Below are 13825 nucleotides of genomic sequence, written 5' to 3' on the forward strand. Positions count from 1 at the left end.
CTTGAGCACAGCGGGCGCGCCATCCCGCGTGGTGGTGGCCATGTCCGGCGGCGTGGACTCCTCGGTAACCGCGGCCCTGCTCCTGGAGCAGGGCTTCGATGTTATCGGGGTGACCATGCGCCTGTGGGACGGCCCCGGCAACGAGGGCGGCTGCTGCAGCGTGGAGGACGCCGACGACGCGCGCCGGGTGGCCGACCGCCTGGGCATCCCGTTCTACGTCCTCAACTACGCCGAGCCCTTCCGCGAGAAGGTGGTGGACAACTTCGTGGACGAGTATCTGGCGGGCCGCACCCCCAACCCGTGCGCCCGCTGCAACCAGTTCATCAAGTTCGACCGGCTCCTCCAGCAGGTGCGCGACCTGGGCGCCGACTACTTGGCCACCGGCCACTACGCCCGCATCGACCGGGACGGCGAGCGCCCCCGGCTGCGCACCGGGCTCGACGGCGACAAGGACCAGTCCTACTTCCTCGCCGTGACCCCCGCCCCCGAGCTGGATTCCATCCTGTTCCCGGTGGGGGGGTACGATAAGCACCAGGTGCGCGAGCTCGCCGCCCGCTACGACCTGATCACCGCCGACAAGCCGGAGAGCCAGGACATCTGCTTCGTGTCCCGCTCGGCGGCCGAGTTCGTGGCCAGCCAGGGCGCCGGCCCCGGCCTGGAGCCGGGGGAGATCGTCGACCGGGCGGGCAATGTGCTCGGCGAGCACCGGGGCGCCGCCTACTACACGGTGGGCCAGCGCCGGGGCCTGCATCTGGCCGTGGGACGGCCCATGTACGTGGTGGAGGTGGACACGGCCGCCAACCGCGTGGTGGTGGGGGAGGCCGACGAGATCTTCCATGCCGCCATGGAGGTGGAGGGGCTGAATTGGTTCGGTGACCCCCTGCCCGAAGGGGGCCGGGAGGCGGAGGTGAAGGTCCGCTACGCCGGCAAGCCGGTGGCCGCCCGGGTGGAGCCCCTGGAGGGAGACCGGGCGCGGGTGACCTTCGCCGAGCCCGTGCGGGCCGTCACCCCGGGTCAGGTGGCCGCCTTCTACAGCGGCGACGAGGTGCTCGGGGGCGGCTGGATCGCGGAGGCAGCGGCGTGAGCGGCGAAAGCGCCCCCCTGACCTTCGTGCGCCCGTCCCCGGAGGACGCGGCGGAGCCCCGGCCCGGCACCGGCAACGTGCGCCGGGTGGCCACCTCCACCATGGGCTGCAAGGTGAACCAGTTCGAGACGGAGGCCATCCGCCAGGCCCTGCGCGGCGCGGACTACGAGCTGGTGCCCTTCGAGGCGGAGGCGGACCTCTACCTGGTGAACACCTGCACGGTCACCCGCGAGGCGGACCGCCAGGCCCGCCAGCTGGTGCGCCGCGCCCTGCGCCGCAACCCGGACGCCTTCATGGTGGTGGCGGGCTGCTACGCCCAGCGCGACCCCGAGGCGGTGGCCGCCATCCCCGGCGTGGACCTGGTGCTCGGCAACGGCGAGAAGGTGGACGCCCACGGCCTCATCCCCGACCTGGAGGCGGGGGACCTGCCGCAGGTGATGGTGGGTGACCCGGGCGACGGCGCCGCCGTGCCCGAGGGCCTGCTGACCCGCTTCGAGTCGCGCACCCGGGGCTTCCTGCAGGTGCAGCAGGGCTGTGACCAGTCCTGCACCTTCTGCATCATCTCCAGCGTGCGCGGCGGCAGCCGCTCGGTGCCGGTGCGCCACGTGGTGCGCCAGGTGGACCGCTGGGCCCAGGTGGGCACCCGGGAGTTCGTGGTCACCGGCGTGGACGTGGGCTCCTACGGCGCCGACCTGGAGGGCGGGGCGGACCTGGCGGGGCTGCTGGCGGCGGTCGCCGAGCGGGAGGGCGACTTCCGGCTGCGACTGTCCTCCCTGGACCCCAGCCACATCACCGACGAACTGATCGACCTGTTCCGTGAGGAGCCCAAGCTCTGCCCGCACGTGCACCTCTCCCTGCAGCACGGCGACGCCAAGGTGCTCAAGCAGATGAAGCGCCGCTACGGCCCGGATCTGGTGCGCGAGCGCATGGCCGCCCTGCGCGAGGCGGCGCCGGATCTGGTGCTGTCGGCGGACGTGCTGGTGGGCTTCCCCACCGAGACCGAGGCCGCCTTCGACAACGCCCTGGCGCTGGTGGAGGAGCTGGAGATCGCCTATCCGCACGTGTTCCCCTTCTCGCCGCGCCCCGAGACCCCCGGCGGGCGGATCCCGGAAAGCAAGCAGGTGCCGGCCCCGGAGCGCAAGGCGCGGGCCGCGCGCATGCGCGAGCTGGGGGCGGAGATCCGGACGCGCGTGCTGGCCCGGGCGGTGGGCCGGCCCCAGCGGGTTCTGGTGGAGGAGCCCGACCGCCACCATCCGGGATGGATGCGTGGCCGGGCCGCCACCTACCTGCCGGTGTTGCTTCCGGAAGGCCGGGCCGAGCCCGGGGAGCTCGTGGAGTGCGTGCCGGAAAGGGTGGAGGAGGAAACCCTGGTGGCCCCGGGTTGACCCTGCCGGGGCTCCGAATTGCCCACCCCCCGCGCCAGTGATAGTCTTGGCGCCTTCACCGAATACCCAGTTGATGCAACCGAAAAACCCGACGGGAGAAGGCATGGCCACCGAGCAGACCCTTTCCATCATCAAGCCGGACGCCGTAGGCAAGAACGTGATCGGGGAGATCCTCTCCCGCTTCGAGAGCAACGGCCTGCGCGTGAAGGCCATGAAGATGGTCCGCCTGACCACCGAGCAGGCCAAGGCCTTCTACGCCGTCCATGCCGACAAGCCCTTCTACAACGACTTGGTGGAGTTCATGATCTCCGGCCCGGTGGTGGTTTCCGTGCTGGAGGGCGACAACGCCATCGCCAAGAACCGCGAGCTGATGGGCGCCACCAACCCCAAGGAAGCGGACGCCGGAACCATCCGGGCGGACTACGCCACCAGCATCGACGCCAACGCGGTGCACGGCTCCGACAGCCCCGAGACGGCGGCCGAGGAAGTGGCTTTCTTCTTCAACCACCTGGAAGTGTTCGACCGCGACGCATGACCGCCACCGAGACCGTCAAGCAGGGCCCATCCCGGCGGCCGCCAACCGGCGGCCCGGTGGATCTCGTCGGCCTGGACCGCACTGGCCTGGAGGCCTTCTTCACCGAGTTGGGGGAGAAGCGCTTCCGGGCCCGGCAGGTGATGCAGTGGCTCCACCAGCGGGGCGTCTCGGACTTCGAGGCGATGACCGATCTCGGCAAGGGCCTGCGCGCCCGGCTGGGTGAGCAGGCCCGGGTGCTGGAGCCGGCGGTCCTGTCCGAGCAGCGCTCGGCCGACGGCACCATCAAGTGGCTGCTGGGCCTGGAGGACGGCAACGCGGTGGAGACCGTGTTCATCCCCGACGACGATCGCGGCACCCTGTGCATCTCCTCCCAGGCCGGCTGCCCGCTGGACTGCAAGTTCTGCGCAACGGGATACGGCGGTTTCCAGCGGAACCTGGCCCCGGGGGAGATCATCAGCCAGGTGCGCCATGCCCGGTCGGTAGTGGGCGACCGGCTCACCAACATCGTGTTCATGGGCATGGGCGAGCCGTTGCTCAACTACGACGCCGTTCTGCGTGCCATCCACCTGCTCATGGACGATTACGCCTACGGCCTGAGCCGCCGGCGCATCACGGTGTCCACGGTGGGGGTGGTGCCCAAGATCGCGGAGCTCGGCCGGGACACACCGGTGAACCTGGCCATTTCCCTGCACGCCGTCAGCGATGAGGTGCGGGACCGGATCGTGCCCATCAACCGCACCTATCCCCTGGAGCGCCTGCTCCAGGCGTGCCGGGACTATCCGCTTCCGGCGACCCGCCGGATCACCTTCGAGTACGTCATGCTCGACGGAGTCAACGACTCCCCCGCCGAGGCCCGCCGGCTGGTGGACCTGCTCGCCGGGATCCCCGCCAAGGTGAACCTCATCCCCTTCAATCCGTTCCCCCAGGCGGAGTTCCAGCGCTCTTCCCGGGAGGCCATCGACCGCTTCCGGGACATCCTTCTCGAGCGCGGCATGGTGGCGGTGACCCGCACCCCGCGCGGCGACGACATCGATGCCGCCTGCGGCCAGCTCCAGGGCCGGGACCGCGACGGTGGCGACTCCTCCCTGGGCGCCGAGGGGGCGTGAATTGATCCAGCTCGCCATGCGCGCTGCCCTCTACCCCACGGCCGTCGCCCTGCTTGCCCTGCTGCTTTCCGGTTGTGCCACCACCTCCTCGCGGGATTCAGGGCCGGAGGGGGAGCGCACCCGCAGCGAGATCTACCTGGAGCTGGGCATCGCCTACCTGCGGGACGGGCGGCCCCGTGACGCCCTGCGCAAGCTCGAGGACGCCCGCTCCCTGAACGACGACGACGCCCGCATCTATAACGGCCTAGCGCTGACCTACCAGAACCTCGGGTTCGACGACAAGGCCGAGGAGGCCTTCGAGGAGGCCGTCGACCTGGCTCCGGAGGACCCCCAGGTCCGCAACAACTACGGCGCCTTCCTGGCCCGCCTGGGGTCCTACGAACGGGCGGAGGAACAGTTCGAGGTGGCGCTCCAGGACCCTCTGTATTCCACGCCGGAAAACGCGTACTACAATCTCGGCTGGCTGGCCCGCGAGCAGGAGGATGCCGACCGGGCCGAGCGGATGCTGCGCACCGCCCTGCGCCTGCGGGCCGACTATCCGGCGGCCCGGATGGCTCTTGCGCGGCTGCTGCGGGAGCAGGGGGACCAAGAGCGAGCCCGGGAAGAGGTGGAGGAGCTCCTGGAACGGCGTCCCGAGCATCCCCGGGGCCACCTGCTGGCCGCCGAGCTGGCCCGGGAACGTGGCGACGAGGAACAGGCCGCGGAACACCTGAGGCGGGTGCTGGAGATCGCGCCGGATAGCGGCGTGGCCGAAGAGGCGCGCACCCGCCTCGAGCGTATGGGTGCCCTGGGCGACCGGGCCCGGGCTCGCTAAAAAAAGGGGGCAAGGAGGGGGAATGGCGAGCGAGGAGACGGAACAGGAAGCTTCGGGGTTCGGCGAGCAGCTCCGCCGGGCCCGGGAGACGGCGGGACGGACCCAGGCCGATATGGCCGAGGAGCTCCGCCTCACCGTGGAGCATATCCAGGCCCTGGAGGCGGAGGATTTCAGCCGCCTCCCGGGGGAAGCCTACATCCGTGGCTACCTGCGCAGCTACGCCGCCGTTGTGGGCCTGTCGCCCGACTCGGTGATCCAGGCCTTCGAGGCCCGTCAGGCCGGAGGGGACGCGCCCAGGGCGGAGAACGACACACCGATCATCCCGGAGCCCGAGCGGCCCATGATCGAGCACCCCTGGCGGGTGGTCTCCGTGAGCTTCCTGCTCCTGCTGCTGGTTGGGGGTACCACCTTCTGGTTCGTGGGGGACGGCATGGAGCCCGCCGAGGTCATGGACACCGACCCTGCGGAAGAGCAGGTGGCCGGAGCCGGGGAGGCCGCCTCCGGCCCGCCGGGGCCGCAAACCTCGGGCGAGGACGGCGAGGCGGAAACGCCCGCGGCGCAGGACCAGGCCGTGGCCGAGCGGGCCCCGGACGCCGCACCTCCTTCAAAGGAGGAGCTGCAGCGGGTGCTCGACGAGGAGGGATCCCGGGACTCCACCCCGGAAGGGCAAGGACCAGCCGAGGTCGCGAAGCCGGAGAGCGCTTCCGGCCCGCCGGAAGACTCCCGCTCCGCCGAGGTGGCCTCACGCGACGGGGATCCGCGCTTCCGGCGGTTGGACATGGAGGAGCCGGAGTCGCCGAGGCTGCCGCAGGACATGCAGCGGCTGCGGGTGCACACCTGGGCGGACAGCTGGATGGAGATCAAGGACGCCGAGGAGAACCTGCTCCTGCGGCGCCTGGTGGAGGCCGACGAAAACGTGCGTCTGTACGGCAAGGCGCCCTTCCAGTTAAAGGTGGGGAATGCGGCGGGGGTGCAGCTGTATTTCGACGGCGCCCCCCTGGCTCCCTTGGGCCGGCCGGGACAGGTGGTGACCACCCAGGTGGACGCCTCCTCGGCCACCATCCCCGAGTCCGAGGTGGGGCCGCCCCCGACCCTGGGAGAAGCGGATGACGGCGCGGGAACCGGTGGCCGGGGTGGCCCGGGCACCGGGAGCGGCGGGGCCGAGGCCCGGACATTCGCCGCTCCGGAGAATTAGCGGGGCCCGCCGGGATCGCGGGCCGGCCGGCGGAGTGGCCAGTAGCCCGGTCGGCCCCGGAATTTCGGGTTCATGGTGCATAAACAGCTCCGGACGGCCTGTCCGGAGAGGGAGCGTATAGGTATGTGGGGGATTCATCGCAGGAAGACGCGGCAGATCCACGTGGGCTCGGTGCCCATCGGCGGCGACGCGCCTATCGCGGTGCAGACTATGACCAACACCGACACCTGCGACGTGGAGGCCACCGTCGGCCAGATCGAGCAGGTGGCGGCCGCCGGTGCCGACATCGTCCGGGTCTCCGTGCCCGACAAGGACGCCGCCGAGGCCTTCGCCAAGATCCGCGCTCGTGTCCCCGATGTCCCCCTAATCGCCGACATCCACTTCGACTACCGGATCGCCCTCAAGGTGGCCGATATGGGGGTGGACTGCCTGCGCATCAATCCCGGCAACATCGGCAAGCGCGACCGGGTGGCGGCGGTGGTGGACGCCGCCAAGCACAACGGCATCCCCATCCGGGTGGGGGTCAATGCGGGGTCGCTGGAGAAGCATCTCCTGGAGAAGTACAGCGAGCCCAACGCCGACGCCATGGCGGAGTCGGCCCTGCGCCACCTGGAGATCCTGGAGTCCCACGACTTCCAGGACACCAAGATCAGCCTCAAGGCCTCGGACGTCTTCCTGGCCGTGGAGGCCTACCGCAAGCTCGCCACGCAAGTGGACTACCCCTTCCACCTGGGGATCACCGAGGCCGGCAGCCTGCGCATGGGCACGGTGCGGTCCTCGGTGGGGCTGGGCATGCTGCTGGCCGACGGCATCGGCGACACCCTGCGGGTGTCCCTGGCCGCCGACCCGGTGGAGGAAGTGAAGGTGGGCTTCGACATCCTCAAGAGCCTGCACCTGCGCCACCGCGGCGTGAACATCATCGCCTGCCCGAGCTGCTCGCGGCAGGAGTTCAACGTCATCGACACGGTGAACGAGCTGGAGGCCCGGCTGGAGGACGTCAACGAGAACCTCAACGTCTCCATCATCGGCTGCGTGGTGAACGGCGTGGGCGAGGCCAAGGAGGCCGACGTGGGCGTCACCGGCGGCGGCAAGAACCTGGTCTACATCGACGGCGAGCCCAGCTACAAGGTGGACAACGAGACCCTGGTGGACCGCGTGGAGCGCTCCGTGCGCGATTACGTGGCCAACCAGCGCCAGGAAGGTGAGGGCGAGGACGGCGCCTCCGCGTCGCCCGTGGAGGGCAGTGCCTAGTGGCCGAGAAGATCCGCCCCGTCCGGGGGATGAACGACATCCTTCCGGATGAAGCCGCCGCCTGGCAGCACCTGGAAACCGAGGCCCGCCGCGTCCTCGAGGCGTACGGCTACCGCGAGATCCGGTTCCCGCACGTGGAGCGGCTGGAGCTGTTCGCCCGTTCCATCGGTGAGGACACGGACATCGTCGAGAAGGAGATGTACACCTTCGAGGACACCGGCGGCGAGATCCTCGCGCTGCGGCCCGAGGGCACCGCTGGCTGCGTGCGCGCCGGGATCACCAACGGCCTGTTCCGCGGCCAGACCCACCGGCTCTATTACCTGGGCCCCATGTTCCGTCACGAGCGCCCGCAGAAGGGCCGCTACCGGCAGTTCCACCAGGTGGGCGTGGAGGCCTTCGGCCCGGCCACGCCCGACCTGGACGTGGAACAGATCCTCATGGCCCGTCGCCTGCTCCAGGACCTGGGCGTGGAAGGGCTTACCCTCCATCTCAACTCCCTGGGCAAGCCGGCGGACCGCCGTGTCTACCGGGAGGAGCTGGTGGGCTTCCTGGAGGCGCGCCGGGACAGCCTGTGCGAGACCTGCCAGGAGCGCATCCAGCGCAGCCCCATGCGGGTTCTGGACTGCAAGGTGCCCACCTGCCAGGAGGCGGTGGCCGAGGCCCCCGAGATCACCGATTTCCTGGGGGAGGAGAGCCGGGCCCACTTCGACCGGCTCCGCGCGCTGCTGGACGCGGCCGGGGTGCCCTACGAGCTCAATCCGCGCCTGGTGCGGGGCCTCGACTACTACACCGATACCGTCTACGAGTGGACCAGCGACCAGCTGGGCTCGCAGGCCACCGTGGTGGCCGGCGGCCGCTACGACGGTCTGGTGGAGGAGATCGGCGGACCCTCCACCCCGGCGGTGGGCTTCGCGCTCGGCATCGAGCGCCTGCTGGCGCTCGTGGCCCCCGAGCGGGTGCCGGAGCCCCATCCCTCCGTGTTCATCGCCCCCCTGGACGCCGCGGTGGAAACCGACGCCATGGCCCTGGCCGAGTCGCTGCGCGACCGGGGGGTCTCCGCCTGGTACCACTGCGGCGGGGGGAGCCTGAAGAGCCAGCTCAAGAAGGCCGACCGCTCCGGGGCCCGCCTGGCCCTGGTCCTGGGCGAGCAGGAGCAGGCCGAGGGCACCGTGCTGGTGCGCGATCTGGCCTCCGGGGAGCAGGAGGCCCTCGCCCGGCGCGAGGTGGAGGATCATGTCGTCCACCGCAGCAGCTAGTCGGGCCGCTAGCGGGGACCCGGTCCTGGCCCTCGACGGCCTGACCGTCAGCCTCGATTCCGCCGGGCGCCGCATCCCGGTGGACAACGTCTCCCTGGAGATGCGCCCCGGGGAGACCCTGTGCGTGGTCGGGGAGTCGGGCTGCGGCAAGTCCATGACGGCCCTGGCCTGCATGGGCCTGCTGCCGGAGGTGGCCCGGGTCCGGAGCGGGCACATCCGCTTCCAGGGCCGGGACCTGTCGGGGGCGGATGCCCGAACCTGGCGGCGCCTACGCGGCGACGCCATGGCCATGATCTTCCAGGAGCCCATGACCAGCCTGAATCCGGTTTTCCGGGTGGGTCGGCAGGTGGCCGAGCCCCTGCGGGTCCATCGTGGCCTGGGCAAGCGGGAGGCCCTGCGCCGCGCCGGGGACCTCCTCGAGCAGGTTGGGATCCCCGACCCGGGCGAGCGGCTGCGGGCGTACCCCGACGAGCTCTCCGGCGGCCAGCGCCAGCGGGTGATGATCGCCATGGCGCTGGCTTGCGACCCGAACCTGCTCATCGCCGACGAGCCCACCACCGCCCTGGACGTCACCATCCAGGCCCACATCCTCGAGCTGCTGGCCGACCTGCAGCGGGACCGGGGCATGGGGCTCATGTTCATCACCCACGACTTCGGGGTGGCGGAGGAGATCGCCGACCACATCGCCGTCATGTACGCCGGCCAGATCGTGGAGTACGGCCCCGCCGCTCAGGTGCTCAATAGCCCGCGCCACCCCTATACCGCCGGGCTCATGGAGGCCATCCCCGGACAGGAGGAGCCCCACGGGGCCCTGCCGGCCCTGGCCGGCAGGGTGCCCGAGCTGGGCCACTGGCCCCCCTACTGCCGCTTCGCGGAGCGGTGCCCGCTGGCCCGCGCGCGCTGCCGGGCCGGGCCCGTGACCCTGGAGGGCGGGGGCGGCCACCTCAGCCGCTGCCTGTTCTCCGACGAGGTCAGCCCGGAGATCTGGCATTGACGGGGCTTCTGGAGCTGGAGGGCCTGTCCAAGTCCTTCACCCAGCGCGGGCCCTGGGGTCGGGGTGGGACCACCTTCTGGGCCGTGCGCGACGTCCATCTCACCGTGGCTCCCGGCGAGACCGTGGGGCTGGTGGGGGAGTCGGGATGCGGCAAGTCCACCCTGGCGCGCATGGCCATGCGGCTCATGGAGCCCGATGGCGGCACCATCCGCTTCGCGGGCGAGGACATCACCCGCGCCGGGCGCAGCGGGCTGCAGCGCGCCCGGCGCGACCTGCAGATCGTCTTCCAGGACCCCTACGCCAGCCTCAACCCGCGCATGAGGGTGGGCCGGATCGTGGAGGAGGGCCTGAAGGTGCACGGCATCGGCGACGCCGCGGAACGGCGCCGTCGTGTGACCGAGGTGCTGGAGCGCTGCGGGCTCGGCGGGGAGGCCGCGGCCAAGTTCCCCCACCAGTTCTCCGGCGGCCAGCGCCAGCGCATCGGCATCGCCCGGGCGCTGGTCATGGAGCCGCGCCTGATGGTCTGCGACGAGCCGGTCTCCGCCCTGGACGTGTCCATCCAGGCGCAGATCCTCAATCTGCTCAAGGACCTGCAACGGGACTTCGGCCTCGCCTATCTGTTCATCAGCCACGACCTGCGGGTGGTGCGTTACCTGAGCGATCGGGTGGTGGTCATGTACGGAGGCCGGGTGGTGGAGGAGGGGCCCACCGAGACGCTGTTCGAACGCCCCGCCCACCCGTACACTCGGGGCCTGCTGGCGGCGATCCCCGGCGCCCACCGCGAACGGGAGCGCCGCATCCCCGCAGGGGCCGTGCGCGAGCAAGTCGGCGAGTGCCCCTTCTACAGCCGCTGCCCCGAAGCGCAGGACGCCTGCGCGGAATGGCCCTTCCAGGGCTACGACCTGGGGCAGGGGCAGGTGGCCGCCTGCCGGCGGGCCCGCTGAGACGACGGCGATACCGTACCGAACACCTCCGGGAGGAAGCGTTGGAAGAGAACCTGGATCTCGAGGAAGGGCGTCGCAAGGAGGCCCTCAAGGAGTTCGCCCACCGGCATCGGTGGGGGCTCATCGCCCTGGCCGTCGCCGTGGCCGTGGGGGTCGGTGCCGGGTACGGCTACTACCGGCACCAGAACGCCCAGCTCCTCGCGGCCTCGGAGACCTACGGCTCGGCCGTGGAGGCCCTGCGGGCCGGCCGGGAGGGGGATGCCCGCCAGGCCCTCGGCGACCTGATCGCCGAATACGGGGATACCCCCTACGCCGCTTTCGGTCGGGTGTACCGGGCCCGCCTCGAGCACCGGGACGGCCAGAGCGAACAGGCCCTGGCGACTCTGGCGCCCCTCGCGGAGTCCGGCGGTAAGCCCGCCGAGGTTCGGCAGGTCGCTGTGGAGGAGCGCGCCCGCATCCAGTGGGACCGGGGGAACCCCCAGGCGGCCCTCGACACCCTGGCCGCCCTGGAGGGGGAGGCCTTCCTGCCCAGCTATTTCCTCCTCAAGGGCGACCTGCTGGCCGCGCAGGGTGACCACGAGGCGGCCGCCCGGGCCTATCGCGAGGCCCGCCTGCGACCGGGATCCGGCCCCCTGGGGGAGACCATCCAGGGCCGGCTGGAGCAGCTGCCGGGCGCGGCCGGCGCCGCCGGGACGGAGGAGGAGGCCGGATGAGGGCAGCGCGCCTGTTCCCCGGGCTGGCCCTGGCCTTCGCACTGGCCCTGGCCCCGCCGACCGCATCGGGGCAGGAGCAGGAGGGGGCCGCCCCGACCGGCCTGACGCCCTACCGCTCCTGGGCCATGCCCCTGTTCAAGGACTGGAGCGTACGGCCCTACGCCGCCGCCCGGATGGCCGCGGCGGACGGCCTGGCCTTCATCGGCACCCGGGAGGGGCGCCTGTACGCGGTGGACGCCGAATCGGGCGGGATCCGCTGGGTGCGCGACCTCGGCGGCCGCGTCGCCGGCGGGACCACCCTGGGCGGGGACAACGAACGGGTGTACGTGGGCACCGACGAGGGCAAGGTCTGGGGGCTGCGCGCCGAGGACGGGGAAACCGTGTGGCGGACCGAGGTCTCCTCGGAGGTCATCACGGCCCCCCGGGTGGCCTCGGGGATGGTGTTCCTGCGCACCGCCGACGATTACCTGTGGGCCCTGCGCGCCGCGGACGGCGGCACGCGGTGGTCCTACAACGTGGAGGGCCGCAGCCTCGCCCTGCGCGGCGGGGCCCGCCCCGCCTACCGGGACGGGCTGGTCTTCACCGGCTTCTCCACCGGCGAGCTGGTGGCCCTGGAGGCCGGCGGGGGCCGGCCGAGCTGGCGGGAGCGCATCGCCACCTCCACCGGGCGCACGGAGCTGGAGCGCATGGTGGACGTGGATACGGCCCCGGTGGTGCGGGACGGCACGGTCTACACGGCCGCCTACCACGGCGCCGTGGTGGCCCTGGAGGCCGACAGCGGCCAGCAGCTCTGGCAGCGGAAGTTCTCCGTGTTCAACGACTTGGTGGTGGACGGCGAATCCGTGTTCATTACCACCGCCGATTCCAAGGTCCTGGCCCTGGACCGCACCAACGGCGGCACCCTCTGGACCCAGACGGACCTCCAGGACGCGGGCACGCTGTCGGCGCCGGTGCTGACTGAGCACGCCGTGGTGGTGGGGGACGCCCACGGGCGGGTCACTTGGTACCACCGGGACAGCGGGAAGGTACTCGCCCGGCGGGAGGTGGGCATCAGCGCGGTCAACAGCCCGCCCCTGCCCCTGGAGGGGGACGACCTGCTGGTGCTCACCGACCAGGGGACCCTCAATCGGCTGGAGCTGCGGTAGCCGGCCATGAAACCGATCGTCGCCCTCGTGGGCCGGCCCAACGTCGGCAAGTCCACCCTGTTCAACCGCCTGACCCGCACGCGGGACGCCCTGGTCTCCGACACCCCGGGCGTCACCCGGGACCGGATTTACGGCACCTGCGCCTACGGGGAGCGGGACTTCCTGCTGGTGGACACCGGCGGCCTGGAGACCGAGGCGGAGGGTGGCATCGAACTGCTCGCCGCCGAGCAGGCCCGGCAGGCCATCCGGGACGCCGAGCTGGTGGTCTTCCTGGTGGACGGACGCCTTGGCCTGCATCCCGAGGACGCGGCCATCGCCGAGGAGCTGCGCCGGATGCAGGTGCCGGTGCTGCTGGTGGTGAACAAGAGCGAGGACCTGGAGCCCACTACCGTGAGCGCGGAGTTCTACGCCCTCGGCCTCGGCGCCCCTCTGCCCGTGTCCGCCGCCGCCAACCAGGGCATGGGGCGCCTCGTGGACCTGGTGGAGGAGCGCCTGCCCCCCGCTCCCGAGGAGGAAGAGGAGCTCCCCGGCATCCGCATCGCCATGGTTGGGCGTCCCAACGTGGGCAAGTCCACCCTGGTCAACGCGCTGCTCGGCGAGCCGCGCATGATCACCTACGACCGCCCCGGAACCACCCGCGACGCCATCCACACGGTGCTGGAGCGCGACGGCCAGACCTACACCCTGATCGACACCGCCGGGGTGCGACGCCGCTCGCGCATCCACGAGACGCTGGAGAAGTTCTCCACCCTCAAGGCCATCCAGGCCATGGAGGCCGCCGACGTGGTCTTCCTGTTGGTGGATGCCCAGGAGGGCGTCACCGACCAGGACGCCCGCCTGGCGCGGCTGGTGCGCGACGCCGGGCGGGGCGTGGTGCTGGCGGTGAACAAATGGGACCACCTGGACGACCAGCAGAAGAAGCGCCTGCGCCGCACCCTGGACCTGAAGCTGGTGACCCCGCTGTACTACGCCCCCCTGCGCTACATCTCCGCCCTCTACGGCACCGGCGTGGGCCATCTCCTGGAGACGGCGGAGGCCATCTACGGCTCCTACACCAAGGAGCTGTCCACCGCCGAGCTGAACCGGGTTCTCAATGAGGCCACCGAGGCCCATCCACCGCCCGTGCGCGGCGGCTTCCGCCCCAAGCTGCGCTACGCCCACCAGGGCGCCAAGCGCCCCCCCACCGTGGTCATCCACGGTTCCCGCCCCAACACCCTGCCCGACAACTACCTCCGCTATCTGGAGCGCACCTTCCAGAAGCACTTCAAGCTGGAGGGCGTCCCTCTGCGCCTGCAGTTCCGCAAGCAGGAGAGCCCCTACAAGGGTCGGGCGCGCCACAAGGAGGCGCCCAAATCCGTTCGGAAGAAGAAGGCCCGGAAGGCCCGGAAGGGCTGAGCGCCCGG

General features: G+C 71.4%; 13 protein-coding genes. All 13 read left to right on the forward strand.

Annotation, left to right across the window (positions count from 1 at the left end; all coding sequences use genetic code 11):
* Position 1: 1 nt before the first annotated feature.
* Positions 2–1084: a tRNA 2-thiouridine(34) synthase MnmA gene (mnmA, locus tag AN478_RS06700; protein WP_269434444.1), complete on the forward strand. Its 1083-nt coding sequence runs from the start codon at positions 2–4 to the stop codon at positions 1082–1084.
* A complete protein-coding gene (gene mtaB / locus AN478_RS06705) occupies positions 1081–2469 on the forward strand; it encodes a tRNA (N(6)-L-threonylcarbamoyladenosine(37)-C(2))-methylthiotransferase MtaB (protein WP_054965848.1) in 1389 nt (462 codons plus the stop codon). The genes mnmA and mtaB overlap by 4 nt, the downstream gene beginning before the upstream one ends.
* A 103-nt stretch (positions 2470–2572) precedes the next feature.
* The gene (gene ndk, locus AN478_RS06710; protein WP_054965849.1) at positions 2573–3004 is read left to right on the forward strand and encodes a nucleoside-diphosphate kinase; all 432 of its coding nucleotides are present in this window, start codon (positions 2573–2575) and stop codon (positions 3002–3004) included.
* A complete protein-coding gene (gene rlmN, locus AN478_RS06715) occupies positions 3001–4110 on the forward strand; it encodes a 23S rRNA (adenine(2503)-C(2))-methyltransferase RlmN (RefSeq protein ID WP_054965850.1) in 1110 nt (369 codons plus the stop codon). Before ndk ends, rlmN begins: the two co-directional genes overlap by 4 nt.
* 1 nt (position 4111) lies before the next feature.
* On the forward strand, positions 4112–4924 hold the full coding sequence (gene pilW / locus AN478_RS06720) for a type IV pilus biogenesis/stability protein PilW (protein WP_054965851.1): 813 nt from the start codon (positions 4112–4114) through the stop codon (positions 4922–4924).
* 22 nt (positions 4925–4946) lie between these two features.
* A complete protein-coding gene (locus AN478_RS06725; protein WP_054965852.1) occupies positions 4947–6119 on the forward strand; it encodes a RodZ domain-containing protein in 1173 nt (390 codons plus the stop codon).
* Positions 6120–6242: 123 nt separating this feature from the next.
* A complete protein-coding gene (ispG, locus tag AN478_RS06730; protein ID WP_054965853.1) occupies positions 6243–7370 on the forward strand; it encodes a flavodoxin-dependent (E)-4-hydroxy-3-methylbut-2-enyl-diphosphate synthase in 1128 nt (375 codons plus the stop codon).
* A gap of 29 nt (positions 7371–7399) precedes the next feature.
* Positions 7400–8626 (forward strand): histidine--tRNA ligase, encoded by a 1227-nt coding sequence (gene hisS, locus AN478_RS06735; protein ID WP_054965889.1) that lies wholly within the window; start codon positions 7400–7402, stop codon positions 8624–8626.
* A complete protein-coding gene (locus AN478_RS06740) occupies positions 8604–9620 on the forward strand; it encodes an ABC transporter ATP-binding protein (RefSeq protein WP_054965854.1) in 1017 nt (338 codons plus the stop codon). The genes hisS and AN478_RS06740 overlap by 23 nt, the downstream gene beginning before the upstream one ends.
* Complete coding sequence (locus AN478_RS06745) at positions 9617–10564, forward strand: ABC transporter ATP-binding protein (protein ID WP_054965855.1); 948 nt, start codon at positions 9617–9619, stop codon at positions 10562–10564. The genes AN478_RS06740 and AN478_RS06745 overlap by 4 nt, the downstream gene beginning before the upstream one ends.
* A 41-nt stretch (positions 10565–10605) precedes the next feature.
* The gene (locus AN478_RS06750; RefSeq protein ID WP_054965856.1) at positions 10606–11277 is read left to right on the forward strand and encodes a YfgM family protein; all 672 of its coding nucleotides are present in this window, start codon (positions 10606–10608) and stop codon (positions 11275–11277) included.
* Positions 11274–12422, forward strand: coding sequence for an outer membrane protein assembly factor BamB (bamB, locus tag AN478_RS06755; RefSeq protein WP_054965857.1), 1149 nt, complete (start codon positions 11274–11276; stop codon positions 12420–12422). The genes AN478_RS06750 and bamB overlap by 4 nt, the downstream gene beginning before the upstream one ends.
* A 6-nt stretch (positions 12423–12428) precedes the next feature.
* The gene (gene der, locus AN478_RS06760; RefSeq protein WP_054965858.1) at positions 12429–13817 is read left to right on the forward strand and encodes a ribosome biogenesis GTPase Der; all 1389 of its coding nucleotides are present in this window, start codon (positions 12429–12431) and stop codon (positions 13815–13817) included.
* Positions 13818–13825 lie beyond the last annotated feature (8 nt).

Origin of the sequence: Thiohalorhabdus denitrificans (genome assembly GCF_001399755.1) — a bacterium.
Taxonomy (GTDB): Bacteria; Pseudomonadota; Gammaproteobacteria; order Thiohalorhabdales; family Thiohalorhabdaceae; genus Thiohalorhabdus; species Thiohalorhabdus denitrificans.

Coding starts and splice junctions, on each gene's coding strand:
- rlmN (WP_054965850.1), top strand. CDS start 3,001: ATGACCGCCACCGAGACCGTCAAGCAGGGCCCATCCCGGCGGCCGCCA.
- AN478_RS06740 (WP_054965854.1), top strand. CDS start 8,604: ATGTCGTCCACCGCAGCAGCTAGTCGGGCCGCTAGCGGGGACCCGGTC.
- hisS (WP_054965889.1), top strand. CDS start 7,400: ATGAACGACATCCTTCCGGATGAAGCCGCCGCCTGGCAGCACCTGGAA.
- der (WP_054965858.1), top strand. CDS start 12,429: ATGAAACCGATCGTCGCCCTCGTGGGCCGGCCCAACGTCGGCAAGTCC.
- AN478_RS06725 (WP_054965852.1), top strand. CDS start 4,947: ATGGCGAGCGAGGAGACGGAACAGGAAGCTTCGGGGTTCGGCGAGCAG.
- ndk (WP_054965849.1), top strand. CDS start 2,573: ATGGCCACCGAGCAGACCCTTTCCATCATCAAGCCGGACGCCGTAGGC.
- bamB (WP_054965857.1), top strand. CDS start 11,274: ATGAGGGCAGCGCGCCTGTTCCCCGGGCTGGCCCTGGCCTTCGCACTG.
- ispG (WP_054965853.1), top strand. CDS start 6,243: ATGTGGGGGATTCATCGCAGGAAGACGCGGCAGATCCACGTGGGCTCG.